Here is a 23,803-nt window from a genome sequence, read left to right on the forward strand (position 1 = left end):
ATGCTAGCCGCCTGCTCGCATCCGAGCGGGGCGTGCACGCATTTGCCGTCCGGGCCGTATAGCAATGTCGTGAAGACGCGGCCCGAACCAGAAGGCGACACGTCGATGAAATTTCGATTTCCGAGCCGATTCGGAACTTTGGCTGTATTTTTCGCGTTGACGGGCTGTGCGGTGCCACCCAGCCAGACCACCGGGAGCGCGAACCAGAAGAACGCGGTCAGGACGACCGCCGCCGCAGGCGCGGACAACAGCGTGCAACTGAATTTCGATTCCGCACTGGCGTCGATGCCGGCCGCCGACAGCAAGGAAGCCAAGGGCGCGTCGCTCGCCGATGCGCAGCCGATCGACGGCGCCGACGTATCCGACTTCCGCCAGACGGGCCGCGCGTCGTGGTACGGGCGCGATTTCCACGGCCGCCGCACCGCGAACGGCGAACGCTTCAACATGAACGCGCTCACCGCCGCGCACCGCACGCTGCCGCTGTCGTCGTACATCAAGGTGACGAATGCGTCGTCCGGCAAGTGGGTCGTCGTGAAGGTCAACGATCGCGGGCCGTTCAAGCGCGGCCGCGTGCTAGACCTGTCGTATGCCGCCGCGAAGATGATCGGCCTCGTGCACGCCGGCACGGGCCGCGTGAAGATCGAAGGGCTGTCGCCGCAGGAAGCGCGCGAGGCACGCGACGAAATGTTCGCGTCGGTCTCGACGAAGTAACGCGACGGCTCCCGCTGCCGCCAGCGGGCCAAACGACAAAGGGCTGCCATCGGCAGCCCTTTGTCGTTTCCGCGGCGCCGCCGCTCAACCGTCCTTCAGCGCGAGCGCACGCGCATACAGCGCGTTGCGCGACGCGCCCGTCAGCGCGGCCGCGAGCTTCGCCGCACTCTTCACCGGCACCTCTTCCAGCAGCAGCCTGAGCAGCGCGTCGTGCGCGGTGTCGTCGGCTTCGCCGCTCGTCGCCGGTGCGCCTTCGACGACCAGCACGAATTCGCCGCGCTGCCGGTTCGCATCGCCGGCGAGCCAGGTCTGTCCTTCGGCCAGGGTGCCCTGGAACAGCTGCTCGTGTAGCTTGGTGAGTTCGCGCGCGATCAGCAGCCGGCGCGCGGGGCCGAATGCATCGGCGAGCGCGGCGACGGTTTCGGCGATCCGGTGGGGTGCCTCGTAGAACACCAGCGCATACGGGTGCGCGGCGAGCGCCTGGAGCGCGGTCGCGCGCTGCCTGGCCTTCGGCGGCAGGAAGCCCGCGAACGTGAACGCGCCGGCCCAGTCGCCGGCCACGCTCAGCGCGGTCACCGCCGCGCTCGCGCCCGGCAGCGGGATCACGGCGAAGCCGGCGGCGCGCACCGCGTCGACGAGCCGCGCGCCGGGGTCCGAGATGCCGGGCGTGCCGGCGTCCGATACGTAGGCCACGCGTTCGCCGCCGCGCAGCAGTTCGATCACGCGCTGCGCGGCTTCGCGTTCGTTGTGCTCGTGCACGGCGACGAGCGGCTTCGACATCCCGTAGCGGGCGAGCAGCTGGCCCGTGTTGCGGGTGTCTTCGGCCGCGATGCGGTCGGCGAGGCCGAGCACGTGCAGCGCGCGCAGCGTGATGTCGGCGGTGTTGCCGATCGGCGTGGCGACCACGTAGAGCGCGGCTTCCGGGTAGTGCTGCGTTTGCGCGAGTTCGAGGAGGGCAGTCATGGCAGGCAATGCGCGCAATCGCGGCGCAAGCGGAACAAGGACGGCATTGTGCCACGCGGCGCCGGCGCGGCCGGGCGACGGGCGCGGTTTGCCGCGTGCGGGCGACAACTTTTCCGGCGCGGCGCGATCCAAGCCGGTCGGCGCGGCGTTCGAGCAGCGGGCACGGCAGTTTCTCGAACGCCGTGGCCTCGTGTTCGTCGCGGCGAACGTGACGATGCGCGGCGGCGAGCTCGATCTCGTGATGCGCGAGGCCGACGGCATGCTCGTGTTCGTCGAGGTGCGCGCGCGGCGCAGCGTCCGGCATGGCGGCGCGGCCGCGAGTGTCGGCTGGCGCAAGCGGCGGCGCCTGGTGGCGGCCGCGCTGCAGTTCTGGGCGCGGCACGGCGCCGGTGCCGCGTGCCGCTTCGACGTCGTCGCGTTCGAGGCCGGGCGGCTCGTATGGCTGCGCGACGCATTTCGTGCCGACGAGGCGTAGCCGCGAGCTGTGACGAGATGTAAAGAGTTCTTGCCGGACCCCCGGAGACCATGCCGGAGTACGGTAAACTCGCCGCACCCACGATGTCGCGCGATGCGTGCCGCGCGCCCAGTTCACCAGGAATCGATGTCAGTCGAACGTATTCAGCAACATTTCCACGACAGCGCCGCGCTTCACGCCGAAGCGGCCGACGCGCTGTCGCTGCCGATCGCAGCCGCGGTCGATGCGATGTTCGCCGCGCTGGCGAACGGCAACAAGATCGTCGCGTGCGGTGACGGCCCGTCGGCCGCTGCCGCGCACTACCTCGCCGTGTCGCTCGTCGGCGGCTTCGAGCGCGAGCGTCCGGGCCTGCCCGCGATCGCGCTGGCCACCGACGCGTCGCAGGGCGGCCTCGCGGGCGCGGTGTCCGCCGAGCAACTGTTCGCCCAGCAGGTGCGCGTACTCGGCCAGACCGGCGACATCCTGCTGGTGCTCGATCCGGGCGGCGCGTCGCCGCGCGTGCTGGCGGCGATCGACGAAGCGCACGAACGCGAGATGACCGTCGTCGCGCTCACCGGCGGCAGCAGCCTTGCGCTGGCGGCCGTGCTGTCCGACACCGATATTCCGATCAGCGTGCCCGCCGTTCGCGCGGCGCGCATCCACGAAGTCCATCTGCTGACCATCCACTGCCTGTGCGACGGCATCGACGCGATGCTGCTGGGTGAGGATTGAACGAAGGAGAGCCGTCGATGAATCAAAGCCGCGTCAAACAGACGCTCGTCAGAACCACGCTGCTCGCCGCGCTGACGGCGGGCCTCGTCGTGTCGCTGCAGGGTTGTGTGCTCGGGATCGTCGGCGCAGCGGCCGGCGGCGGCGCGCTGGTCGCGACCGACCGCCGTACGCTCGGCGCGCAGACGGAGGACCGGGAGATCCAGGTCAAGTCGCTCACGCAGATCAACAACGGGCTGCCCGACCAGTCGCATGTGAACGTCACGGTATTCAACCGCCGCGTACTGCTGACCGGCGAAGTGCCGAACGATGCATCGAAGCAGCGTGCCGAAGAAATCGTGCGCGGCATCAACAACGTGAACGGCATCGTCAACGAGCTGTCGGTCGAGCCGGCGTCGTCGCTGTCGTCGCGCGCGAACGACTCGTACCTCGAAGGGCGCGTGAAGTCCGAGCTGATCGCGACGAAGGGCATCTCGGCGAACTACTACAAGGTGGTCAGCGAACGCGGCAACCTTTACCTGATGGGGCTCGTGACGGTCGACGAGGGCAATCGCGGCGCGGAAGCCGCCAGCCAGGTGCCCGGCGTCGAGAAGGTCGTGAAGGTGTTCCAGTACGTGAAGCCGCAGGACGCGCAGGCGCTGCAGGCGGCGTCGCCCGCGAGCGGCGCGTCCGCGGCGTCGGCTGACGGCGCGACGGTGGGCGCCGTGCCCGACGCGTCGGTGCAGTCCACGCCGCTGCAACCGCCCGCGCCGATCTCGAATTCGTCGAACGTGCACCCGGGCAACCCGAAGGCGGCACCGCAATGAAGCTGAAGCAGTGGATTCAAGGCGCCGCAGCCGCGGCGCTCGTGGCGGGCACGCTGGGCGCCGCGCACGCGGATGTCGGCGACGGCCTGAAGGTGGCGCGCGGCAATGCGTGCATGGGCTGCCACGCGGTCGACCGCAAGCTCGTCGGCCCGTCGTTCAAGGAAATCGCCGCCCGCTACAAGGCCGATCCGCAGGCCGTGGCAAAGCTGTCGAAGAAGGTGAAGGAAGGTGGCTCCGGTGTCTGGGGTGCGATTCCGATGCCGGCGCATCCGCGCATGAGCGACGCCGACGCGCGTTCGGTGGTCGAATGGGTGCTGGCCGGCGCGCCGTCAAAGTAATTTGACACTATTGCCACGCGCGCGAAAGTGTGTGTATGATGTTTGCTTGTTGGGGCGGTAGCTCAGCTGGGAGAGCGTCGCGTTCGCAATGCGAAGGTCGGGAGTTCGATCCTCCTCCGCTCCACCACATTCAAGTCTGGAGACATCCAGCGAAGGCCGGAAAGTCCTTGTTGCACAAGGCTTCCGGCCTTTTTTACGTCCATGACGCCAGGCCGACCGGGAAGAATTATCGCCTGTTCGACGGTGGCGGCCTTTATCTCGAAATTGCTCCCGCCGCTACTTCTGCGGGTGTCTCGACCATATGCGGGCCGGGTTCGCCGGTGTGCGCGATCGTGCTGATTGCGACGAATGGCCTAGCGGGCGCCAGCCTCGCCGAGAAAGGCAACGAGCGTTACCAGCAAGAGCTTCGGGAATTCATGAAATGGCCGATTCGGTAAGCGCACGCGAGCGCCGCAACTGCTGGCTGGTCATGTCGGACCTGTTCGTCGACAACGAAGTCGATTACAAGGCCGTGGCCGAAGCCCTGGTCCGCGACTGTCCGAACATGGACCGCGCCGAGTTGAAGCGCACGTTGTTCGAGGAGGTGGCGCCCGTGCTGGGCACCAACGGACTGACGCCGGCCCCCAGCGTATGGATGGGATTCGATGGCGATGCCGTCATGCGTGACGTCGCCGAGCGGCTGACGCAACAGCACCTGTCGTTCTATCGCCGTGTCACGGGCGGCATTTGGAGCACCATGTGCCGCTTCCTCTTCCGCTCCTGGTGGGCTGAACTCGAGCGCGAGCTCAAGACGCTCGGTAAGGCTTAGCGCTATGCCCACACGGCTTCGTCGGGACGTGCGCGTTCCACGTCGTCAGGCGCCCCGCACAAAGCTCGGCCTTTTCGGATCGTAACTCCATCCCGGCACGAGATACCGCATCGCGACCGCGTCGTCGCGCGCCGTCCCGCCGACCGCCTTGTACAACGCATTGGCGGCCTCGACCTGCGTCATGTCGAGCTCGATCCCGAGCCCCGGCCGTTCCGGCACGGCCACCTTGCCGCCGACGATCGCGAGCGGCTCGCGCGTGAGCCGCGCGTCGCCTTCCTGCCAGATCCAGTGCGTGTCGATCGCGGTGATCGTGCCGGGCGCGGCGGCCGCCGCATGCGTGAACATCGAGAGCGACACGTCGAAGTGGTTGTTCGAGTGCGAGCCCCACGTGAGCCCCCAGTCGCGGCACAGCTGCGCGAGCCGCACCGAGCCCTGCATCGTCCAGAAATGCGGATCGGCGAGCGGGATGTCGACGGCCTGCAGCCGCACCGCGTGATCCATCTGCCGCCAGTCGGTCGCGATCATGTTGGTCGCGGTCGGAATTCCCGTTGCGCGGCGGAATTCGGCCATCACCTCGCGGCCCGAATAGCCGCCTTCCGGCCCGCACGGATCCTCCGCATACGCGAGCAGGTGTCCTTGCCCTCGGCACAGCGCGACGGCCTCGTCGAGCGACCACGCGCCGTTCGGGTCGAGCGTCGCGCGCGCGTCGGGGAAGCGCGCCTTGATCGCGGCGATCGCTGCCATCTCGTCGGCGCCGGCCATCACGCCGCCCTTCAGCTTGAAATCGACGAAGCCGTAGCGCTCGACGGCGGCTTCCGCCTGTTGCGCGATCGCGGCCGGCGTGAGCGCCTCCTCGTTGCGCAGCCGGAACCACGCGCTCGGCGCATGCGTTTCGTCACGATACGGCAGATCGGTGCGCCGTCGGTCGCCGACGTAGAACAGATAAGCGAGCATCGGCACCGCGTCGCGCTGCTGCCCTTCGCCGAGCAGCGCGGCGACGGGCACGTCGAGATGCTGCCCGAGCAGGTCGAGCAGCGCCGCCTCGATCGCGGTGATCACGTTGTCGAGCCGCAGGTTGATCTCGTGCGGCTGGCGCAGCACCGCCGCCTCGCCGGCCGACGTCACCTCGTGCCGGATCGTGCGGCCCGCACCCGGGCCCGCGCCGGACAGCGCCGCGCGCACCGCGTTGAGGGTGGCCTGATAGCGCCCGATCGACTGGCCGACCACGAGATCCGTCATGCGCTCGAGCGCGTGGCGGATGCCTTCGCCGCCCGGCACTTCGCCGACGCCCGCATGTCCGCTGCTGTCGTCGAGGATCACGAGGTTGCGCGTGAAGTATGGCGCGTGCGCGCCGCACAGGTTGAGCAGCATGCTGTCGCGGCCGGCGACGGGAATCACCTGCATGCGGGTCACCAGCGGGGTGTCCGGCGTCGGGCCGGCGCTGCGGGGTTCGGACATTGCTTGGCTCCTGGTCTTGATCGATGCAGATTTTGAATCGTCGCGCTATGCCCGTTCGTGCGCGCCGGCCACGTGCCGCACGAGGAACTCGACGGCGGCGCGCACGCCGGGCAACTGGCCGCGCCGATGCGGCATCAGCAGCGTCGTGGTCACCTGCCCGGCGTGCCACGCGGGCAGCACGCGCGCGAGCGCGCCCGACGCGAGCGCGGCCCCGGCGATCCAGTCGGGCAGGCACGCGATGCCGAGGCCGGCCGTGGCGGCTTGCAGCAGCAGCGTCGATTCGTCAGCATGCAGGCGGGGGCGCGGCGCAATCTCGACGCTGTCGTCGCTGTCGCCCCTGCGGCCAATGCGCCACGGGGCGGATTGCAGGCCCGGATACAGGCCGTCGTGCTGCGCGAGCGCGGCCGGCTCGGCCGGTTCGCCGCACCGCGCGAGATAGGCCGGTGACGCGACGGCGATGATCGGCGCCGTCGCGAGCGGCCGCTGCACGAGCGCGGAATCGGGGAGCGGGGCGAAATGGCTGCGCACCGCGATGTCGAAACCTTCCTGCGCGATGTCGACGAGGCGGTCGCTCGCATGAATCTGCAGCAGCAGTTTCGGGTGCGCGACGGCCAGCGCCGGCAGGCAGGGCGCGAGGATGTGCTGCGCCACCGGCACCGAGCTCGTGATCCGCACGATGCCGGCCGGTTCGGCGGCCTGCCGCAGTACCGCGTCGCGCGCGCTTTCGGCTTCGATCACCGCCGCGCGCGCATGCTCGAAGAATTCGGCACCGACCGGCGTCAGCCGGAAGCTGCGCGACGTGCGGTGCACGAGCCGCGCGCCGAGCGTGTGCTCGAGCTCGGCCACGCGCTTGCTGACCGTCGATTTCGGCAGGTCGAGCCGGCGCGCGGCCGCCGACATGCTGCCTGCGTCGACCGCCTGCACGAAGAGGTAGAGATCGTTCAGATTCACAGTCAGCGTCCACCAGAAGAAACGACGGGTTTCGATTTTAGCGGCTACTGCGGCAGCGTTCGAAATGAGAGCATTCGAACTCGTTCAATCACCCGGATATGTCCGATGTCTCCGATCCTTCTCTACGGTATTCCCGCCGGCTGTTCGTTCGGCTCGATCGTCGCGCTCGAATGGGTCGGCCAGCCGTACCGGCTGTCGCGCATCACGATGCCGGGCCTCGTGACGAGCGACGCGTTTCTCGCGCTGAACGCCGCGGCCGAGACGCCGGCGTTCATCACCGAGGCCGGCAACGTGCTGACCGAGAGCATGGCGATCCTCAACCATATCGGCGCGCAGGCGTCCGGCGCCGGTCTCGCGTTCCGGCAGGGCACGCACGATTTCGACCAGCTGAACCGGATGCTGGCGTGGCTGAACACGACGTTCTTCAACGCATTCGGCGCGCTCTGGTACGTCTACGAGCACGCCGCCGAAGGCACGGAAAAGGAGGTTCTGCAGGCGTACGGCCGCAACCGCGTGATGCGCGCGCACCGTCAGCTCGAGGCGATGCTCGGCGACGGCCCGTGGCTGCTCGGCCGGCAGCGCACGCTGGCCGATGCGTATTTCGCGGGGATCGCCCGCTGGGCCGACTATCACGCGGTGTTCGAGCGCGACGCGTTCCCGCGCATCGCGGAATTGCGCGCGCGGCTCGGCGACGACCCCGGCGTGCAGTTTGCCCACGCGATCGAGGACGAGCGGGCGCTGCCGGCCTCGACGGCGTTCGAAGGGCACGTCGCGCTCGATGCCGCGCTCCCGCTCGCCCGGCTCGCGCCGGCGTCCGCGCCGGCCTGACGGCGGCAGCCGTCACTGCGCGCGCAGCGCGTCGACGATCTTCAGCCGCGCGGCGCGCATCGCCGGCAGGAACCCGCCGACGAGCCCCATCACGAGCGAGAACAGCAGCGTCTTCACGACGATCGCGGGCGTCAGCACGAAGCGGAACGACAGGTCCGCGAAGGTCTGGAAGTTGGTCGTCGAGAACGACGCGAACTGCATCAGCGACGCGCACGCGAGCCCCGCGACGCCGCCGACGAAGCCGAGCAGCAGCGCTTCCAGCAGGAACGCGGCGAGCACGTTCGTGCGCTTGAAGCCGAGCGCGCGCAGCGTGCCGATCTCGGCGACGCGGTTCGCGACCGACGCGTACATCGTGATCATCGCGCCGATCATCGCGGCGATCGAGAAGATCGTCGACAGCGTGATGCCGAGGATGTTGATGAAGGTCGACAGCGCCTTCGACTGGTCGCCGTAGAAGGTCTGCTCGCGTTTCGCCTCGTCGGTCAGCCGCGGGTCGACGTCGATGTCGGCCTTGAAGCGCGCGAACGCAGCCGTCGGCGCTCGGGATGCGCAGCACCATCGACGAATAGCTGGTGCGCCGGAACGACTGCATCAGCTGGTCGACGTCGCCCCAGATCTCCGAATCGAAGCCGCTGCCGCCCGCGTCGAAGATGCCGACGATGGTCCAGTCGCGCTGCGCGAAATGCAGGCGGTCGCCGAGCTGCGTGCCGCTGAAGCCTTTCGCGATCGCGCTGCCGACGATGATTTCCGACGAGCCGGGCGCGAACATGCGGCCGGCCGCGAGCCGCACGCGGGGGCGCAGCCCGATCCCCGCCGGCGACACGCCGCGGATCACGACGTTCGACGGCTTGCCCGACGACGTCTTCACCAGCGAGATCAGCACGACCGCTTCCTTCGACACGAGCGGCCGGCCGTCGGGGCCGAGCGCGACGGCCGGGTGCATCTCGAGCGCATTGGCCTGCTGATGGTCGATCGAGCTCTGGATCTCGGTTTCGGCGCCCTTGCGGATCACTACCGCGTTGTCGGGTTCGCCGGTCGACACGAGCGTTTTCGTGAGCCCCGCGTCGAGCATCTGCACCGTCGCGAACACGAAGATCACGAGCGCCATCCCGCCGGCGGTCAGCGCGGTGGTGAGCCGCCGGGTCCACAGGTTGCGCGCGACGTAGGCGAACGGAATGGCCATCGCGGCGCCTAGCCGATCGCCCGCAGGCCCTCGACCACACGCACGCGCGCCGCCTGCCACGCCGGCACGATCGCGGCCGCGAAGCCGACCGCGACCGAGCACGCGGCCTGCAGCGCGATCGTCTGCGCGGACACGTTGAAGACCGGGAACACGCCGCCGGTCGCCTGCTTGAACAGATGCGCCGCCGGCGGCATCGCGAGCATGCCGAGGCTGCCGCCGATCGCGGCAATCACGACCGATTCGCCGAACACGATCAGCGCGAGGAACCCGGGGCCGAAGCCGAGCGCCTTCAGCGTCGCGTATTCGGCCGTGCGTTCGCGCGCGCTCATCGCCATCGCATTGGCCATCACCGCCATGATGATCAGGATCACCACGTACGACACCAGGCGGATCGCCGCGATGATCTGGTTCGACATCGCGACGAAGCCGAGCTGGAACGCCTGTTCGGTTTCGGTCAGCGTCTCGGCGAGCGAGTTCCTGAACACCGCGTCGACGTTGCGGGAGATCGCGGCGGCATCGTCCGGGGCGGCGATCCCGAACACGTACACGCCGACCTGGTCGGCCTGCCGCGGCGTCGTCTTGCGCACGCGCTCGTTCAGGTATTCCCAGTGAAACACCAGCTGGCGCGTGATCGTCGAATCGTCGCGGCCGTCGAGAATCCCGCGCACGACGAAGTCCCACGTGCCCGGATAGATCGTGCCCTTCAGCGGGATCACGTCGCCGACCTTGAAGCCGAACTGATCGGCGAGCTGGCGCCCGACCAGGCAGCCGCGCCGGTCGCGGTTGTAGTCGGCGCGCTGCTGCTCGGGCACGATGAATTCGGGGTACAGGTCGAGGTAGTTGTCCGACACCGCGAAGCTCGCGAAGAAGTTCTTCGGGTCGCGGTAGATGCCGCCGAACCAGTTCGAGCGGACCACGGCCGTCACGCCTTCGGCGCCGCGGATCCGGTTCTCGTAGCTGACGGGCAGCGGAAACACGAGCGAGATCGCGTTGCGCGTGACGAGCCGCCCGCTGGACGCGGCGGCCGCGCCCGCGTACCACGCGTCGACCACCGTATGCAGCAGCCCGAACGCGAGCACCGCGATCGTGAGCCCGAGCACGGTCAGCAGCGTGCGCAGCCGGTGCCGCAGCGCATTGCGCGCGATCAGCTTCAGCACGTACATCGCATGCGCTCCCGCAGCCGGTCAACCGGCGTGCCCATCGATCAGCTCCCCTTTTTCCAGGTGCACGAGCGAGCGCGCGGCGCCGGCCGCGTGCGCGTCGTGGGTCACCATGATGATCGTCTTGCCGAGCTCGGCGTTCATCCGCTGCAGCATCGCGAGCACGTCGGTGGCCGACGCGCGGTCGAGGTCACCGGTCGGCTCGTCGGCGACGATCAGCACGGGGTCGGTGATCAGTGCGCGCGCGATCGCGACGCGCTGCTGCTGGCCGCCCGACAGCTCGGACGGGTAGTGGCTCGTGCGGTCGCCGAGGTTCACCATGTCGAGCACGAGCTCGACGCGCTCGCGCCGCTCGCGGCGCGACAGGTGCGTGAGCATCAGCGGCAGCTCGACGTTCTCGAACGCGGTGAGCACCGGCATCAGGTTGTAGAACTGGAAGATGAAGCCGACGTTCGCCGCGCGCCATTCGGCCAGTTGCGCCTCCGCGAGTTGCGAGATGTCGAGCCCGCCCACGCGCAGCTCGCCGCCGTCGGGCCGGTCGATGCCGGCCACGAGGTTCAGCAGCGTGCTCTTGCCGGAGCCGGACGGCCCCATCAGCGCGACGAAGTCGCCTTCGCCGATGTCGAGCGTGATGTCGGTCAGCACGGGCACGATCTGGTTGCCGCGCCGGTACGATTTCGCGACGTGGCTGAGCTCGACGAGGGGCGGCGGGGCGTGGTTCACGCGTACGCTACTTCTTCGCGACGGTCACTTTCGCGCCGTCCTTGAGCTTCGTGCCCGGTGCGAGCACGACCGTGTCGCCGGGTTTCACGCCGCGGATCGCGACGAGCTCGCCGATCCGCATGCCGGCGGTCACGGCCGTCGCGTGCACGATGTCGTCCTTCACGACGAACACGACCGGCCGGCCGTCGCGCTCGACCACGGCGCTCGCCTGCACGGCCGTCACGGGCTGCCGGTCCTGCGCCGACACCGGCTTCGACAGGAACGCGATCTTCGCGCTCATGTCGGGCAGCACGCGCTCGTCGCGGTCGACGAAGCGCACCTTCACGAGCACGGTGGCCTTCGAGCGGTCGACGGTCGGCACGATGCGCGACACGCGGCCCGCGAAGCGCATGTCGGGCAGCGCGTCGAGCTGGATCTCGCACGGCTGCTCGGCGCGGATCTTCGCGATGTTCGATTCGGCGACGTCGGCCTCGACCTCGAGCGTGTCCATGTCGGCGATCGTCACGACCGCCCCCTTGCTGTCCGACGCGGACGAGAACGGCGTGATGTTGTCGCCGACGTTCGCGTGCTTCGCGAGCACGATGCCGTCGAACGGCGCGCGGATCACCGTCTGGTCGACCGCGACCTGCGCGGCCTGCGCGTTGGCGTCGGCCGACGCGATCGCGGCCCGGCTGCTGTTGACGGAGGCCCGCGCCTTGTTGACGCGCGCGAGATCGGTGTCGTACTGCGCCGCCGGCACCGCACCCTTCGGCGCGAGGATTTCGGTGCGATGGAACGCGATTTCGGCGTCCTTCAACTCGGCCTGCTGCAGCGCCAGGTTGGCTTGCGCGACCTTGACCTGCGCCAGCGCCTGCCCGAGCGCGGCCGCGACGTCGCGGCTTTCGAGTCGCGCGATGATCTCGTCCTTCTTCACGCGCGTGCCTTCCAGCACGCCGAGCCATTCGACGCGCCCCTGGCCCTTCGACGCGACCGCGGCCTTGCGCTGCGGCACGACGTAGCCGGTCGCATTCAGCTGCGTGTCGTTCTGGTACGGATAGGCGGACGTGACGGTGGTGGTGTCGACGGCCGGCCGGCCGGTCAGCGCGAACCCCGCGCCGATGGCGACGGCGACGACGAGCGCGATGGCCGCATGGCGGCGCCACGGGTGCCGTCGCTGCGCGGCCGCGGTGAGCGGCGGCCGGTCGATTTTCAGTTTGTCCAGATTGTGATCGGGCAATTGGGAGCGCCTCGTGGCGGTCGCGGGCCGGTTTCGGGGAAGGGACGCAAGCCTGGCCAAGTATAGCGTCGTATCGGCGGCCGGCGACGGGCGCTTCTTGCGCGGCGGTGCGGTGCGTCAGGGAAAGCCCGGATGCTGCGGGCGACCTGTCAACTCGCCGCGACGACGGGGCGTTATGCAGCCAGTGCGTCAGCATTCGAAGGCCGTCCCGGCCAGCACGGCTGGCGTTCCGATGCGAATGCCTCGCATCTTTACTTACCGGTACGTTTGATTTTTTCTCCGCCAAAGGAAGAACAATGAAGAAGACGCTCGCTTCGATCATCGCTGCAGCATTCGCGCTCGCATCGGTTTCGGCATTCGCACAGGCTTCGGCGCCGGCTGCCGAAGCGCCGGCCGCCGCATCGGCGCCGATGAAGAAGGATCACAGCAAGCCGAAGCACCAGCTGAAGCACCACGGTTCGAAGAAGGGCCAGGCGAAGGCTGCAGCCGCATCGGCCGCCGGCACGAACGACAAGGGCATGCAAAACTAAGTCGCGCGCTCGAGGCCGGGCTTCCGGCCGCCAATTGCAGACCCGGCAACTCCGGCAACCCCGCATGCTCCGGCATGCGGGGTTTTGTTTTTTTCAGGCCCCGGGCGCGACAGCGCGCATCGCGTCGACCACCGTGCGCATGCGCCGCCAGTGCGAGCCTTCCCAGAACACGCGCCGGCACACGTCGCACGCGGCGAAGCGCCGGTGCCGCTGCCGGACGCCGGCCGGCACGCGCAGGGCCGCGTCTTCGGCGCTCAGCGGATGCAGCGGTGCATTGCAGCGCAGGCACAGCCGGAACGGGTGCATGTGCGGCGCGAGATCGAGCCGCTCGAACAGTTCGCGCAACTGGTCGGCCGGCTGCAGCGCGTGCAGGTAGCAGCCGCGCTCGACCGCGCGCCGCTTGAGCAGCTCGCGGTCGCGGGTCAGCACGATCCGGCCCTCGCGCGCGGCGAGCGCCGCGAGCTCGTCGTCGCGGTAGTGGTTGTCGTAGCAGGTGTCGAAGCCCGCGAGGCGCAGCAGTTGCGCGAGGCCGCCGAGATGGGCGTCGGCGACGAAGCGCCAGTCCGGCGGCGCCGGCGCGCGGGCGCCGTCCGCGGGTTGCGGCGCGCGTTCCGGGTAGACGTCGACGCGGTCGCCGTCCGCGAGCCGCCGGTCGAACGGCGCCGGCGCGCCGTTCACGCACAGCCGGCCGATTTCGGTATGCGGGACGCCGAGCGCCTCGACCATGTGCTTGACGCTCGCCGCGCTGCCGCACGCGCGGGCGAACGCGCGGTCGCGCTGCGCGCGCGGGAGAAAGGCGTTCAGTTCGCCGTGGAAGCGGAAGGTCGCGGTCGCCATGCGCGCAGTATCGCATCGTGCGAGCGGCGGCGCTGCCTGCAGGCTGCACGCGATTGTGTTTAACTCGCGGCTTCACTTGTCGAAGGAGCGTGCGATGGATCTCGGGTTTATCGGGCTGGGCGAAATGGGGCAGGCGATCGCGACGAACCTGCTGAAGGCCGGACACACGGTGCGGGTCTGGAACCGGTCGCGCGAGCGCGCCGAGCCGCTGGCCGCGGTCGGCGCGCAGATCGTCGACACGCCGGCCGACGCGTTTCGCGGCGACGCGGTGTTCTCGATGCTGGCCGACGATGCCGCCGCGCGCGAGGTCTTCGACGATGCGCTGCTCGCGCAGGCGCCGCGCGGCCTGATCCACGTCAACATGGCGACGGTGTCGGTCGCGCTGGCCGAATCGCTCGCGCACGCGCATGCGTCGCGCGGCATCCATTACGTCGCCGCGCCGGTGATGGGACGGCCCGATGTCGCGGCCGCCGCGCGCCTGACGATCATGGCGGGCGGCCCGGCCGAGGCGATCGACCGCGTGCAGCCGCTGTTCGACGCGATCGGCCAGAAGACCTGGCGGTTCGGTTCGCTGCCGCAGCACGCGAACGTCGCGAAGATCGCCGCGAACTTCACGCTCGCGTCGGCGATCGAGACGCTCGGCGAGGCGTCCGCGCTGCTGGGCGCGCATGGCGTCGCGATGCGCGACTTCCTCGACGTGATCACCGGCAGCGTGTTTCCGGGGCCCGTCTACGAGGGTTACGGCTCGATGATCGCCGAGCGGCGCTACGAGCCTGCGCGCTTCAAGGCGCGCCTCGGGCTGAAGGACGTTCGCCTGGCGCTGGAAGCCGGCGACGCCGTGTCGGTGCCGCTGCCGGTGGCGAGCGTCGTGCGCGACAACCTGCTCGACGCGCTTGCGCACGGCGGCGGCGACCAGGATTTCGCGGTGCTCGGCGAAGTCGCACTGCGCCGCGCGGGCCGCTGAAGCGGGCGGGCGGCGCGGGACAAATCCGCGCCGCAGCCGGCATAATCGTCCTTTCGTTTTCCTTCGCGCAGAGGTGGCAATGAGCTTGCATACGTGGTGGCTTTTCGTGGCGACGGTGTTCGTCGTGTCGGCGATTCCGGGCCCGAACATGCTGCTGGTGATGACGCACGGCGCGCGGCATGGCCTGCGGCGCTCGTCGGCGACGATGGCAGGCTGCCTCTCCGCGCTGGTGCTGATGCTGTCGGTGTCGGCGGCGGGCCTCGGGGCCGTGCTCGAGGCGTGGCCGGCGATGTTCAACACGTTGCGCTTCGCGGGCGCGGCCTACCTGATCTACCTCGGCGTGAAGGCGTGGCGCGCACGCGTCGAGGCCGACGCGCCGGGCGCCGACGTCGAAACCGTGCCGCGCCAGGCCGCGCCGGCATCGCGCGGGGTGCTGTTCCGCAACGGTTTCCTGGTCGCGGGCAGCAACCCGAAGGCGATCCTGTTCGCGGCCGCGCTGCTGCCGCAGTTCATCAACGCGGCCGAGCCGACGCTGCCGCAATTCGGCATTCTCGTCGTCACGTTCGCGGTGATCGAGGTGAGCTGGTATCTCGTCTACGCGTCGTTCGGCACGCGCATCGGCGCGACGCTGAAGAGCCAGAGCGTCGCGAAGATCTTCAACCGGCTGACGGGCGGGCTGTTCGTCGGCTTCGGCGCGATGATGGCGCTGGTTCGTCACTGATCCCGGCGGTTGCCGGCTGCTTCGGCCCCACGCCCCGTCCTCGTCCGAGGGCGGGGCGTTCGTCTTTCAGGGGCGTGCGCCGGGCACGGCCGCCGTGCCGGGACGGCGCTCGGCCAGGCGCCCGAACGCGCCGGCGGCGCCGGTGAACGCCAGCGCGACGCCGCACACCGCGCTCCACCCGCGCCACGCCCACGCACTGCCTGCGAGCGCCGCGCCGAGCGCGCCGCCGATGAAGAACAGCCCGACGAACAGCCCGTTCAGGCGGCCGCGTGCGGCCGGGTTCAGCAGGTTGATCGCGCGGCGGCCGATCGTCTGGTCGACGATGACACCCGCGTCGAGCAGCGCCGCGCCGCCGGCCAGCAGCGCGAGCGCGAGGCCGCGATGCGCGTGCGCGTCGAAGCCGAACCAGCCGGCGCCTGCGACGCCGATCGCGACGAGCGCCGTCAGCATCGAGAAGTGCGCGAGCCGCAGCGCGGCGGCGCCGTGGCCGCGATCACCGGCCCGGCCGGCGAATGGGGTTGCGATCGCGCCGCTCGCGCCGGCGAACGCGAACAGCGCGATCCCGTGCAGGTCGAGGCCGAACGGCGGCTGCGCGAGCCGCAGCCCGACCGCGGTCCAGAATGCGCTGAACGCGGCCATCGCGAGCGCGGCCGACAGCGCATGCCGGCGCAGCACCGGCTCGTCGGCCAGCAGGCGCCCCATCGACGCGAGCAGCGCGCGATAGCCGGCCGTCGCATGCGGCCGGCGCGCGGGCAGCCGCAACGCGAGCACGGCGGCGATGGACGCGTCCGCGGCCGCGGCGATGCCGTAGAACGCACGCCAGCCGGCCGAGCCCGCGATCAGGCTCGCGAGCGGCCGCGACAGCAGGATGCCGATCATCAGCCCGCTCATCACGTTGCCGACCGCGCGGCCGCGCTGCGTCTCGGGCGCCATCGACGCGGCCATCGGCACGAGCATCTGGATCACGCTCGACGCGGCACCGGCCACGAGGGTGGCCAGCAGGAACACGGTGCCCGACCGCGTGAACGCGGGCAGCGCGAGCATCGCCGCGCACACGGCGAGCGTCGTCACGATCACCCGGCGATTCTCCAGCAGGTCGACGAGCGGCACGAGCAGCACGAGCCCGGCCGCGTAGCCGAGCTGCGGCAACATCGCGACGAGCCCGGCAAGGCCGGGCGGCAGGTGGAGATCGGCGCTGATCGGGCCCGTCAGCGGCTGCGCGGCGAACAGGTCGATCACGATCACGCCGACCGTCGCGGCGAAGAACAGCGTCATGCCCGCGCTCAACGCGGGCGTTGCGCCGCCGGATGCGCGCGGCGCGGCGGCAGGGGCAGGGCAGAGATCGGCGGGGCGGGTCATCGCGGGCCTGTCGGAGAGTGGAAAGCCCCATCGTAGGCGGCGGATGTTTATGCGACAATTGAAATATCTCTAACATGATTATGCGAGTTTGTTTTGAATACGCGTGATCTCCAGGCGTTCGTCGCGGTGGTCGACAGCGGGTCGATGGTCGCGGCGGCGGCGAAGCTTCACCTGACGCAGCCGGGCCTGACGCGGCGCGTGCAGAATCTCGAAACGCTGCTCGGCATGCCGCTGCTCGAACGGCAAAGCAAGCCGCTGAAGCCGACTGCCGCCGGGCGCGACGTCTACGCGCTCGCGCGCAACGTGCTGGGCGCGGTCGACGAGCTGATGGCGGCGGGTTCGCCGGACAGCGAGCCGTCCGGCGAGCTGCGCATCGGCGTGCCGCCGTTCCTGTCCGAGCTGGCGCTCGAGCAGCCGATCGACCGGCTGCGCGACGCGTTTGCGCGCCTCACGCTGCGGGTGACGGCCGGCTGGTCGCCGGCGCTCGTGGCGGGCCTCGAACGGGGCGCGCTCGACGCGGCGGCGGTGATGATGCCGGCGAGCGCGGTGTTGCCTGATGCGCTGACGACGACGCTGCTCGGCACGCAACCGGTCGTGCTGGTCGCGGCGCGCGATTTCCCGCTGCCGGACGGCCCGCTGTCGCTCGACACGCTGTCGCGTTTTCCGTGGGTGCTGAGCCAGGACGGCTGCGGGATGCGCTCGGCGCTGAGCCGCACGCTCGGCGCGGCCGGGCTGCCGTTCGACGTCGCGGTCGAGGCGTTCGGCTCGGAGCTGCAGCTGTCGCTCGTCGCGCGCGGCGCGGGCATCGGCATCGCCGCGCCGAACGCGCTGGCGCGCAGCGCGCACCGCGATGGGCTGCGGGTAGTCCGCACCTCCGGGCTGGAGACGCGAATCAACGTGTGGATCGTGCACGGCGCGCTGCCGGGCCGGCTGGTGCGGCCCGTCGCGCTGCTGCGCGATGCGCTGGGCGAGGTGCTGGCGCAGGAAAACGAGGTAGGGTCAGAAGTGCTGACTGTTTAGAGTCGGCATTCGAGGGAAAATCCTGATTTTCTCTACGGAAATGTTGCATTGCGGAAACCGATTCGCTAGAATTGCACCTGTCTCCTCCATGTCTCCTCTGATATGGATTCAGCCCGCCTCTTAGGCGGGCTTTTTTTCGTCCGTACTTTTCCGATCAGTCTCAGAACTTGTACGTCATCCCGACGTAGCTGATGATCGGGTCGGCCTTCAGGTCCGATTTCGATTCGGCGAGCACCGAGCCGTCCGCCGCCTTGATCGTCACCGTCGACGTCGTCTTCAGCGGAATGTAGGTCACCGACGCGACCAGCCCGAAGTGTTCCGTCATGTTGTACTGCAGGCCCGCGTTGAACACCGGCTGCCAGGACGACGACGCCTTCGCCTCCACCGAGGTCGTACCCGGCTTGCCCGCGCCTGCCGCGAGGATCGCGCCGAGGTTGTCCTGCGTCTGCTTGATGAAGTTCGTGTTGAGCTGCAGGTCGCTGAACCAGTTGTACGACACGCCGAGCCCGAGGAACGGCCGGAATTTCGCGTTCGCCGCCCCGAAGTAGTACTGCAGGATCGCCGCCGGGCTCCACTGCCGCACGCTCTTCACGATCGGGTTGACCGAGGCCAGCCCGATGTTCTGCGTACCGAGCGCGCCGGCCGGGCCCGGCGGCTTGATCGTGCCCTGGCCCGACACCTTGAACACCGGCGGCACGCCGGCCACCGACGTGACCGCGATATGGTCGGTCAGGAAGTGGCTGACCGTCAGGCCGACGGTGTCGGCGCCGCTCGTGTGCAGCCCGGTGCCCGGCGACGTGAACGACGGCGGCAGCCGCAGCGGGGTGTTGATCGGTGTCGGGGCGACGTTGGTCGTCATCGGCGTGCTGCTCTGCTGCGGCATCACGTGGAACCAGCCCAGCGTGACGACGTTGCTGCCGGCGCTCTGCGCGTGCGCCGCGAGCGGCGCCACGGCGGCGGCGCCGGCCGCCGCGCAGAGAAGGGTTTTCTTCATCACGGCATTTCCCTCCGCTTACTGGACGAATGCGCCGATCGTGAAATACGGCGTCGATCCCGCGTTGTCGAGGAAACCGAACACGCCGCCCGAGAAGATGAACTTGCCGGTCGGCGACGTGCTGCCCGAACCCGTGTGGATCGTCGTGACCGTGCCCGGCACCTTCTGCGTGTAGTCCAGGTCGAGCGCGGTCGCGAGCGATGCCTGCGACGGCTGGAACGGGTCGAGCAGCGTGGCCTGCTTGTCGATCAGCGCGGTGGTCCGGTAATCGAACTGGCTGTCGACGCCGATGTATTCACCGTTCTGCGAACCGGCCGCGATGGCCGTCTGCGGCGCGAGGATCGAGATGCTCGATTCGTCGTCGGCGGTCAGGCCCGGCACGCCGTTGCTGTCCGGCGTCGGGTTCGGGTTCGCGACACCCGTGCGCACGAGGATCGGCACGAGCTGGTTGCGCAGCTTGCCGACGATCATGAAGCCCTTGCCCTGCGGGGTGGCCGACAACGTCGGCTTCAACTGGCTCGCGTAGTTGTTGGACTGGAACGCGCCGCTGCCGTCGGCCGACTGCACGAAGTTCGTGCCCTGCTGCACGCATGCGCCGCCGGCGAACTGCCCGGTCGTGTCGCACTTGGTCCACGTGCCGTCCGCGTTGATCGTCACCTTCGCGTCGATCGACGCCGGCGCGAATTTCTGCGACGGCACTTCGCCGAAGCCGGTGTGGCTGTACGTGCCCGCGACCTTCGTGATGTCGGTTTCGATCGACGAGAAGCCGATGAACGGGTAGTACGGGAATTTCGTGTCGGGCACCGCGGCCTGGCCGAGCACGCCGTCGAACTGGATCTCCTTGCCGGGAATCGTGCCGCCCGCGACGCCGAAGCCGACGAAGATGCGCGCCGGACGCGACGCGTCGAGGCTCGCGCCGTTCAGGCGGAATGCGCACTGGTTCAGCTTGTTGGTCGGCAGCAGGGTTTCCTGCGTGAGCGTGCCGCTGTCGACGGTGCCCGCGCGGGTCGGCGTGACGGTGCCGGTCTTTTGCGGCACCGCCGATTCGACATAGGTGACCTGCCAGGTCATCTTGGTCGTGTCGAGCTGGACCTTCGCGAGTTCGCCGCTGCCCGCGCCGCCCGTATACACGGTGTTGTAGTCGAGCGTGGCAGGGCAAAGCCGCTCTTCGACGAGCGGGGGCGGGTTGTCGCCGCCGCTGCCGCCGCAGGCGGAAAGAAGGGGGGCGGCAAGGGCCGCCGCCAGAATGAGGTTGCGCTTCATGTTGCTCCTCCAGATTTGTCTTGTGCGGCGGCCAGCTCCCTGTCGGCCGCTTCCTGTATGTGTATTGCACTGCCGGCGCCGTGCCGGGCGCCTCTCGGTCGTAGCCGCGGCGGCGCGCGTTACTTGCTGATCTGCGCGCCCACGCCGAAGTACGGTGTCGACGACGTCGTCGAATTCGCCGACGTCGACGTGACGCCGCCGTTCACCGTGCCCTGGATCAGCGCCGCGTACAGCCCGCCCGTCGCGATCAGTAGTCCGGAACTTGCCGCGTAGCCCGAATTGGCCGGCGGGATCGTCTGCAGGTTCAGCAGGCCCGGCGTCGCCTGGCCGTAGTCGAGCGTGAAGCCGTCTTCCTCGGCCTGCGTGCTCGGGTTGATGAACGACGCGTTGCTGCCGCGGATCAGGGCCGCCGTGTACTTGAAGTTCGAGTCCGCGCCGGCGTAGCCGCCGTCGATCGCACCCGACGAGAGGGCCGTCGCCGCGCCGAGCACCGCGATGCCCGATTCGTCGTCGACCTGCGCGTCGGTGTGCAGCGGCGCCGTGCCGAGGTTCACGTAGCCCGTCCGCACGATCACCGGCACCGTCGCACCGTTGAGCTGGCCGATCACCATGTGCGCGGTGGCCGACTTGCCGGTCGCGCCGACGAGCGGCAACTGCGTTTGCGGCAGCGTCTGCGGCGCCTTCGTGCTGTCGAAATAGCCGCCGTTCGCGGTGTTCACGGTCCACGGGTTGCCGGTCGTCTGGCAGCCGCCCGCGCTCGTCGACGTGCACGCGCCGTTCGCGTCGAACGTCTCGCTCGAGTTCGTGCCCTTCGTCGCGTAGTTGCCCGACGGCACGAGGTGGTAGATCAGTGCGTTGTACGTGCCCGGCAGCTTCGAGATATCCGTCGTCGTGTTCGCGAAGCCGAGGAACGGGTAGAAATCGAAGTGACGGTTCGGGACCTGGCCGACGTTCTGCAGCACGCCCGGGATGATCGTCAGCCCGTCGTACTGCACCGTCGCCCCCGGAATGCCGCCGCCCGCGACGCCCATGCCGACCAGCAGCATCGGCGGGTTCGCCTGGTTGAAGTCGGCGGCCGTCGAGTACGTGGCGCCGCTCGGCGCCTTGCCCGTGCCCGGCGTCAGGATGAACGCGCAGCGCGTCTGCTCGGCGGTCGGCAGCGTGCCGGCCGGCGGGTGCATGACCGCACCGGTGATCGTCGTGCCGGCGCGGCTCGGCGTGACCGTGCCGGTCGCGAGCGGAATCGGCGATTCGAGCCACTTGAGCGTGTAGGTCATCGCCACGGCGTCGATGTTGACGCTGACGATCTCGCCGCTACCGGCGCCGCCGAGGTACGTGCTCTTCACGATGTCCGCGTTGGCCGGGCACAGCGCGCCGTTGATGGGCTGCGAAGGCGGCGGCCCTTGCGTGCCGCAGCTCGATCCGGAACATTGGGGCGCATTGATCGGCGCGGGTGCGCCGCCGTCCCCCCCACCACATGCAACCAGGAAAGGGGCAATGGCAAAGGCCGTTGCCACCCCCTTCGATAAGGTGTGCGACATGCCGCTGTCTCCAATCGTTTAATTGTGCGAGCTAATGTCGCCGCCTGGATTTTTGCTGTCAATTGATGAACCCGTCTAAAAAAGGCGATTGAAACGGGCATCGTGTTTTGAATCCTTGCCCGGCACGGCATTCAGTAAGAATTAAAACGTGCGACAGGATGCCGGAAGCTGCCGGAGTGGGGGATGTGCGACGCCGGACAGGCCGGCGAAGAGCCTTCGCGGGTATAACGGCCGCGTTTAAAGCAGTCGGTATCCGGTTTATCCCTATTCGGGATTGACTGGATAACGAGGGGTGGGGTTAATTCACTGGTAATCGCGCAATCGAAAGCTTGTAAATATTTGTAAATGCGCGATCGGTAATTTTTTATATATTGCCTGATACCGGTAAATAAAAAGCCGGCCAGTGGCCGGCTTTGCATTGCATGCGATGTTGAATCAGCGTTTGAGACCGGCGTCCTCGGCCGCGCCGATGTTCAGGTTCATGCACTGGATCGCGGCGCCCGATGCGCCCTTGCCGAGGTTGTCGAGGCGCGCAACCGTGACGAAGCGCTCTTCGTTGCCGAACACGAACAGGTCGACACGGTTCGTGTCGTTGTTCGCCTGCACGTCGAAGAAGCCGCCGTCGAGGTTCGCGGCCGCGTCGAACGGCGCGACGCGCACGAAGGCTTCGTCCGCGTAGTACTCGGCGAACACGCGCTGCACGTCCTGCGGCGTCGCGCGCTTCGCGAGCTGTTCGGGCGTGAAGTAGGTCGTCACCGCGAGGCCCTTCAGGAACGGGCCGACGATCGGCGTGAAGATCGGCGGGTTCGCGAGGCCCGTGTGCGCGGCCATTTCCGGCAGGTGCTTGTGCGTGAGGCCGAGCGCGTACGGGCGCGGGCTGCTCGCGAGCTTGCCGCCCGGCGCCGCGCTTTCGTAGTCGGCGATCATCGACTTGCCGCCGCCGCTGTAGCCGGTGATCGAGTAGCTGTGCGCGGCGAACGTCGGGGCGACGATGCCCGCATCGACGAGCGGACGCATCGCGAGCACGAAGGCCGATGCATGGCAGCCCGGCACCGCGATGCGCTTCGACGTGCGAATCTTCTCGCGCTGCGCGCGGGTCAGTTCCGGCAGGCCGTAGGCCCAGTCGGCGCTGGTGCGGAACGCGGTGCTCGCGTCGATCAGCGTCGTGTTCGGGTTCTCGACGAGCGATGCCGATTCGCGCGAGGCGACGTCCGGCAGGCACAGGAACGTGACGTCCGACGCGTTGATCAGGCGGCGGCGCTCTTCGACGTCCTTGCGCTTCGCTTCATCGATGCGCAGGATCTCGATGTCGCTGCGTGCCGACAGGTATTCGAAGATCTTGAGGCCGGTCGTGCCTTCCTGGCCGTCGACAAAAACTTTGGTGCTCATTTCGCTCTCACTGAAACGGGGCCGCGGCGCTTGCACGCCGGAAAACCGCCATTTTAAGACGTCATCCGGCGGGCCTGCATCGCGCGGGTCGAAAAAAAGACGGCCGGCGGGCCGTCTTGTGTCCCTTTATCGGGGCAGGCCGCTTCAGCGGCCGCCCGCGAGCCAGCGGGCGGTCGCTTCGGCGACCCGCCGGCCGAAGGCCTTCCCGGTTTCGAGGTCGCCCGGCAGCGGGCCTTCATCGGGCGTCGCATCGGCCGGCGACTGCGCGAGCAGGCCCGTCGAGCCGCCCAGGTAGTTGATGTCGTTGCGCGTGGCCGCCTTCGAGTTGGCCGGCATCAGGCTCGTGCCGACCCACACCATCCCATGCTGCATCGACAGCGTGACGAAATATTGAATCGTCGAGAACTTGTCGCCGTTCATGGTCGCGGAGTTCGTGAAGCCCGCGGCGATCTTGTCCTTCCATTTCTGCGTGAACCACGCTTTCGACGTTGCATCGGCGAATTGCTTGAACTGCGCCGACGGGCCGCCCATGTAGGTCGGCGCCCCGAAGACGATCGCGTCGGCCGCGTCGAGCGCGGCCCAGCCCGCGTCGTCGACGTCGCCGACGGCGACGAGGCGCACCTGCGCCCCCGTGTCCTGCGCCCCCGCGTGAACGGCCTCGGCCAGTTTCTGCGTGTGACCGTAGCCGCTGTGATAGACGATGACGATGTTCGACATGAGGCGTTCTCCGGATGAGGACGAAAGGGGCGCCGACGCGCGGCGGTGCGCCGCGATCGGTCACGGCGAGTCTAGCAATACGAAATGACGCAAAAAACCGCGATCGGGCAAGACGGAATGTCGCGGGCGTCGGCAATCGG

25 protein-coding genes, 1 tRNA gene and 1 pseudogene are annotated in these 23,803 nt (G+C 68.9%); 13 read left to right on the forward strand and 14 right to left on the reverse strand.

Going from position 1 to position 23,803, the window contains the following annotated elements; all coding sequences use genetic code 11:
- The first annotated feature begins 105 nt into the window (after nt 1-105).
- A complete protein-coding gene (locus tag WT26_RS04575) occupies nt 106-711 on the forward strand; it encodes a septal ring lytic transglycosylase RlpA family protein (RefSeq protein WP_069273690.1) in 606 nt (201 codons plus the stop codon).
- A gap of 84 nt (nt 712-795) precedes the next feature.
- On the opposite strand, the gene rsmI is transcribed toward WT26_RS04575, so the two are convergent.
- Complete coding sequence (rsmI, locus tag WT26_RS04580) at nt 796-1,674, reverse strand: 16S rRNA (cytidine(1402)-2'-O)-methyltransferase (RefSeq protein WP_069272277.1); 879 nt, start codon at nt 1,672-1,674, stop codon at nt 796-798.
- A 46-nt stretch (nt 1,675-1,720) separates the two neighbouring features.
- On the opposite strand from rsmI, the gene WT26_RS04585 reads away from it, so the two are divergent.
- The 7 genes from WT26_RS04585 (at nt 1,721) to WT26_RS04615 (ending at nt 4,809) form a co-directional block, all read left to right on the forward strand.
- On the forward strand, nt 1,721-2,149 hold the full coding sequence (locus WT26_RS04585; RefSeq protein WP_196774793.1) for a YraN family protein: 429 nt from the start codon (nt 1,721-1,723) through the stop codon (nt 2,147-2,149).
- A gap of 126 nt (nt 2,150-2,275) precedes the next feature.
- Nucleotides 2,276-2,860: an SIS domain-containing protein gene (locus tag WT26_RS04590; protein WP_069272278.1), complete on the forward strand. Its 585-nt coding sequence runs from the start codon at nt 2,276-2,278 to the stop codon at nt 2,858-2,860.
- Nucleotides 2,861-2,877: 17 nt separating this feature from the next.
- Complete coding sequence (locus tag WT26_RS04595; protein WP_069273691.1) at nt 2,878-3,663, forward strand: BON domain-containing protein; 786 nt, start codon at nt 2,878-2,880, stop codon at nt 3,661-3,663.
- On the forward strand, nt 3,660-4,001 hold the full coding sequence (locus WT26_RS04600; RefSeq protein WP_069272279.1) for a c-type cytochrome: 342 nt from the start codon (nt 3,660-3,662) through the stop codon (nt 3,999-4,001). The genes WT26_RS04595 and WT26_RS04600 overlap by 4 nt, the downstream gene beginning before the upstream one ends.
- A gap of 51 nt (nt 4,002-4,052) precedes the next feature.
- A tRNA-Ala gene (locus WT26_RS04605) sits at nt 4,053-4,128 on the forward strand.
- 40 nt (nt 4,129-4,168) lie between these two features.
- Nucleotides 4,169-4,438 (forward strand): hypothetical protein, encoded by a 270-nt coding sequence (locus WT26_RS04610; protein ID WP_059947287.1) that lies wholly within the window; start codon nt 4,169-4,171, stop codon nt 4,436-4,438.
- Complete coding sequence (locus WT26_RS04615; RefSeq protein WP_060227895.1) at nt 4,423-4,809, forward strand: DUF7079 family protein; 387 nt, start codon at nt 4,423-4,425, stop codon at nt 4,807-4,809. The genes WT26_RS04610 and WT26_RS04615 overlap by 16 nt, the downstream gene beginning before the upstream one ends.
- 45 nt (nt 4,810-4,854) lie before the next feature.
- Here WT26_RS04615 and WT26_RS04620 read toward each other — a convergent pair whose 3' ends face one another.
- Both WT26_RS04620 and WT26_RS04625 read right to left on the reverse strand, forming a co-directional pair.
- Nucleotides 4,855-6,267 carry an enolase C-terminal domain-like protein gene (locus WT26_RS04620; RefSeq protein WP_069272280.1) on the reverse strand — a complete coding sequence of 471 codons (1,413 nt, stop codon included), beginning with the start codon at nt 6,265-6,267 and terminating at the stop codon, nt 4,855-4,857.
- A gap of 45 nt (nt 6,268-6,312) precedes the next feature.
- Nucleotides 6,313-7,284: a LysR substrate-binding domain-containing protein gene (locus tag WT26_RS04625; protein ID WP_069272281.1), complete on the reverse strand. Its 972-nt coding sequence runs from the start codon at nt 7,282-7,284 to the stop codon at nt 6,313-6,315.
- A 39-nt stretch (nt 7,285-7,323) separates the two neighbouring features.
- Between WT26_RS04625 and WT26_RS04630 the strand changes: the two genes are divergently transcribed.
- Entirely contained in the window at nt 7,324-8,046 is a 723-nt protein-coding gene (locus WT26_RS04630; RefSeq protein ID WP_069272282.1) for a glutathione S-transferase family protein, read from the forward strand.
- A 12-nt stretch (nt 8,047-8,058) separates the two neighbouring features.
- Here WT26_RS04630 and WT26_RS04635 read toward each other — a convergent pair.
- The 4 genes and pseudogenes from WT26_RS04635 to WT26_RS04650 form a co-directional block, all read right to left on the reverse strand.
- Nucleotides 8,059-9,229, reverse strand: a pseudogene (locus tag WT26_RS04635) (ABC transporter permease).
- An 8-nt stretch (nt 9,230-9,237) separates the two neighbouring features.
- Nucleotides 9,238-10,392, reverse strand: a complete 1,155-nt coding sequence (locus tag WT26_RS04640; RefSeq protein WP_069272283.1) for an ABC transporter permease — start codon at nt 10,390-10,392, stop codon at nt 9,238-9,240.
- Nucleotides 10,393-10,413: 21 nt separating this feature from the next.
- Nucleotides 10,414-11,112, reverse strand: a complete 699-nt coding sequence (locus tag WT26_RS04645; RefSeq protein WP_059901145.1) for an ABC transporter ATP-binding protein — start codon at nt 11,110-11,112, stop codon at nt 10,414-10,416.
- Nucleotides 11,113-11,119: 7 nt separating this feature from the next.
- Nucleotides 11,120-12,328, reverse strand: coding sequence for an efflux RND transporter periplasmic adaptor subunit (locus WT26_RS04650; protein ID WP_069272284.1), 1,209 nt, complete (start codon nt 12,326-12,328; stop codon nt 11,120-11,122).
- A gap of 296 nt (nt 12,329-12,624) precedes the next feature.
- Here WT26_RS04650 and WT26_RS04655 point away from each other — a divergent pair, with 296 nt between their 5' ends.
- The gene (locus WT26_RS04655; RefSeq protein ID WP_069272285.1) at nt 12,625-12,858 is read left to right on the forward strand and encodes a hypothetical protein; all 234 of its coding nucleotides are present in this window, start codon (nt 12,625-12,627) and stop codon (nt 12,856-12,858) included.
- Between the two features lie 93 nt (nt 12,859-12,951).
- On the opposite strand, the gene WT26_RS04660 is transcribed toward WT26_RS04655, so the two are convergent.
- Complete coding sequence (locus tag WT26_RS04660) at nt 12,952-13,695, reverse strand: Mut7-C RNAse domain-containing protein (RefSeq protein ID WP_069272286.1); 744 nt, start codon at nt 13,693-13,695, stop codon at nt 12,952-12,954.
- Between the two features lie 94 nt (nt 13,696-13,789).
- On the opposite strand from WT26_RS04660, the gene WT26_RS04665 reads away from it, so the two are divergent.
- Both WT26_RS04665 and WT26_RS04670 read left to right on the forward strand, forming a co-directional pair.
- Entirely contained in the window at nt 13,790-14,659 is an 870-nt protein-coding gene (locus tag WT26_RS04665) for an NAD(P)-dependent oxidoreductase (protein WP_059528270.1), read from the forward strand.
- A 79-nt stretch (nt 14,660-14,738) separates the two neighbouring features.
- Nucleotides 14,739-15,380, forward strand: coding sequence for a LysE family translocator (locus WT26_RS04670; RefSeq protein ID WP_069272287.1), 642 nt, complete (start codon nt 14,739-14,741; stop codon nt 15,378-15,380).
- A 66-nt stretch (nt 15,381-15,446) separates the two neighbouring features.
- On the opposite strand, the gene WT26_RS04675 is transcribed toward WT26_RS04670, so the two are convergent.
- Entirely contained in the window at nt 15,447-16,739 is a 1,293-nt protein-coding gene (locus tag WT26_RS04675; protein WP_069272288.1) for an MFS transporter, read from the reverse strand.
- A gap of 93 nt (nt 16,740-16,832) precedes the next feature.
- On the opposite strand from WT26_RS04675, the gene WT26_RS04680 reads away from it, so the two are divergent.
- On the forward strand, nt 16,833-17,759 hold the full coding sequence (locus WT26_RS04680; RefSeq protein ID WP_069272289.1) for a LysR family transcriptional regulator: 927 nt from the start codon (nt 16,833-16,835) through the stop codon (nt 17,757-17,759).
- Nucleotides 17,760-17,919: 160 nt separating this feature from the next.
- Here WT26_RS04680 and WT26_RS04685 read toward each other — a convergent pair whose 3' ends face one another.
- The 5 genes from WT26_RS04685 to WT26_RS04705 all read right to left on the reverse strand — a co-directional run bounded on the left by WT26_RS04685 (nt 17,920) and on the right by WT26_RS04705 (nt 23,663).
- Nucleotides 17,920-18,753, reverse strand: coding sequence for an OmpW/AlkL family protein (locus WT26_RS04685; RefSeq protein WP_059528277.1), 834 nt, complete (start codon nt 18,751-18,753; stop codon nt 17,920-17,922).
- Between the two features lie 18 nt (nt 18,754-18,771).
- Nucleotides 18,772-20,016, reverse strand: a complete 1,245-nt coding sequence (locus WT26_RS04690; RefSeq protein ID WP_059528279.1) for a DUF2957 domain-containing protein — start codon at nt 20,014-20,016, stop codon at nt 18,772-18,774.
- A 119-nt stretch (nt 20,017-20,135) separates the two neighbouring features.
- Complete coding sequence (locus WT26_RS04695; protein ID WP_069272290.1) at nt 20,136-21,557, reverse strand: DUF2957 domain-containing protein; 1,422 nt, start codon at nt 21,555-21,557, stop codon at nt 20,136-20,138.
- Between the two features lie 435 nt (nt 21,558-21,992).
- Nucleotides 21,993-22,946 carry an N-acetyl-gamma-glutamyl-phosphate reductase gene (gene argC / locus WT26_RS04700; RefSeq protein ID WP_069272291.1) on the reverse strand — a complete coding sequence of 318 codons (954 nt, stop codon included), beginning with the start codon at nt 22,944-22,946 and terminating at the stop codon, nt 21,993-21,995.
- A 144-nt stretch (nt 22,947-23,090) separates the two neighbouring features.
- The gene (locus tag WT26_RS04705) at nt 23,091-23,663 is read right to left on the reverse strand and encodes a flavodoxin family protein (protein WP_069272292.1); all 573 of its coding nucleotides are present in this window, start codon (nt 23,661-23,663) and stop codon (nt 23,091-23,093) included.
- Nucleotides 23,664-23,803 lie beyond the last annotated feature (140 nt).

It is taken from the genome of Burkholderia cepacia, from assembly GCF_001718835.1.
Taxonomy (GTDB): domain Bacteria; phylum Pseudomonadota; class Gammaproteobacteria; order Burkholderiales; family Burkholderiaceae; genus Burkholderia; species Burkholderia cepacia_F.

What these genes read in the sequence shown, in the direction of transcription:
- WT26_RS04695 (WP_069272290.1), bottom strand. Translation starts at nt 21,557, where the DNA reads ATGTCGCACACCTTATCGAAGGGGGTGGCAACGGCCTTTGCCATTGCC.
- WT26_RS04705 (WP_069272292.1), bottom strand. Translation starts at nt 23,663, where the DNA reads ATGTCGAACATCGTCATCGTCTATCACAGCGGCTACGGTCACACGCAG.
- WT26_RS04670 (WP_069272287.1), top strand. Translation starts at nt 14,739, where the DNA reads ATGAGCTTGCATACGTGGTGGCTTTTCGTGGCGACGGTGTTCGTCGTG.
- WT26_RS04660 (WP_069272286.1), bottom strand. Translation starts at nt 13,695, where the DNA reads ATGGCGACCGCGACCTTCCGCTTCCACGGCGAACTGAACGCCTTTCTC.
- WT26_RS04595 (WP_069273691.1), top strand. Translation starts at nt 2,878, where the DNA reads ATGAATCAAAGCCGCGTCAAACAGACGCTCGTCAGAACCACGCTGCTC.
- WT26_RS04620 (WP_069272280.1), bottom strand. Translation starts at nt 6,267, where the DNA reads ATGTCCGAACCCCGCAGCGCCGGCCCGACGCCGGACACCCCGCTGGTG.
- WT26_RS04575 (WP_069273690.1), top strand. Translation starts at nt 106, where the DNA reads ATGAAATTTCGATTTCCGAGCCGATTCGGAACTTTGGCTGTATTTTTC.
- WT26_RS04690 (WP_059528279.1), bottom strand. Translation starts at nt 20,016, where the DNA reads ATGAAGCGCAACCTCATTCTGGCGGCGGCCCTTGCCGCCCCCCTTCTT.
- WT26_RS04600 (WP_069272279.1), top strand. Translation starts at nt 3,660, where the DNA reads ATGAAGCTGAAGCAGTGGATTCAAGGCGCCGCAGCCGCGGCGCTCGTG.
- WT26_RS04665 (WP_059528270.1), top strand. Translation starts at nt 13,790, where the DNA reads ATGGATCTCGGGTTTATCGGGCTGGGCGAAATGGGGCAGGCGATCGCG.
- WT26_RS04640 (WP_069272283.1), bottom strand. Translation starts at nt 10,392, where the DNA reads ATGTACGTGCTGAAGCTGATCGCGCGCAATGCGCTGCGGCACCGGCTG.
- rsmI (WP_069272277.1), bottom strand. Translation starts at nt 1,674, where the DNA reads ATGACTGCCCTCCTCGAACTCGCGCAAACGCAGCACTACCCGGAAGCC.
- argC (WP_069272291.1), bottom strand. Translation starts at nt 22,946, where the DNA reads ATGAGCACCAAAGTTTTTGTCGACGGCCAGGAAGGCACGACCGGCCTC.
- WT26_RS04590 (WP_069272278.1), top strand. Translation starts at nt 2,276, where the DNA reads ATGTCAGTCGAACGTATTCAGCAACATTTCCACGACAGCGCCGCGCTT.
- WT26_RS04615 (WP_060227895.1), top strand. Translation starts at nt 4,423, where the DNA reads ATGGCCGATTCGGTAAGCGCACGCGAGCGCCGCAACTGCTGGCTGGTC.
- WT26_RS04630 (WP_069272282.1), top strand. Translation starts at nt 7,324, where the DNA reads ATGTCTCCGATCCTTCTCTACGGTATTCCCGCCGGCTGTTCGTTCGGC.
- WT26_RS04655 (WP_069272285.1), top strand. Translation starts at nt 12,625, where the DNA reads ATGAAGAAGACGCTCGCTTCGATCATCGCTGCAGCATTCGCGCTCGCA.
- WT26_RS04675 (WP_069272288.1), bottom strand. Translation starts at nt 16,739, where the DNA reads ATGACCCGCCCCGCCGATCTCTGCCCTGCCCCTGCCGCCGCGCCGCGC.
- WT26_RS04685 (WP_059528277.1), bottom strand. Translation starts at nt 18,753, where the DNA reads ATGAAGAAAACCCTTCTCTGCGCGGCGGCCGGCGCCGCCGCCGTGGCG.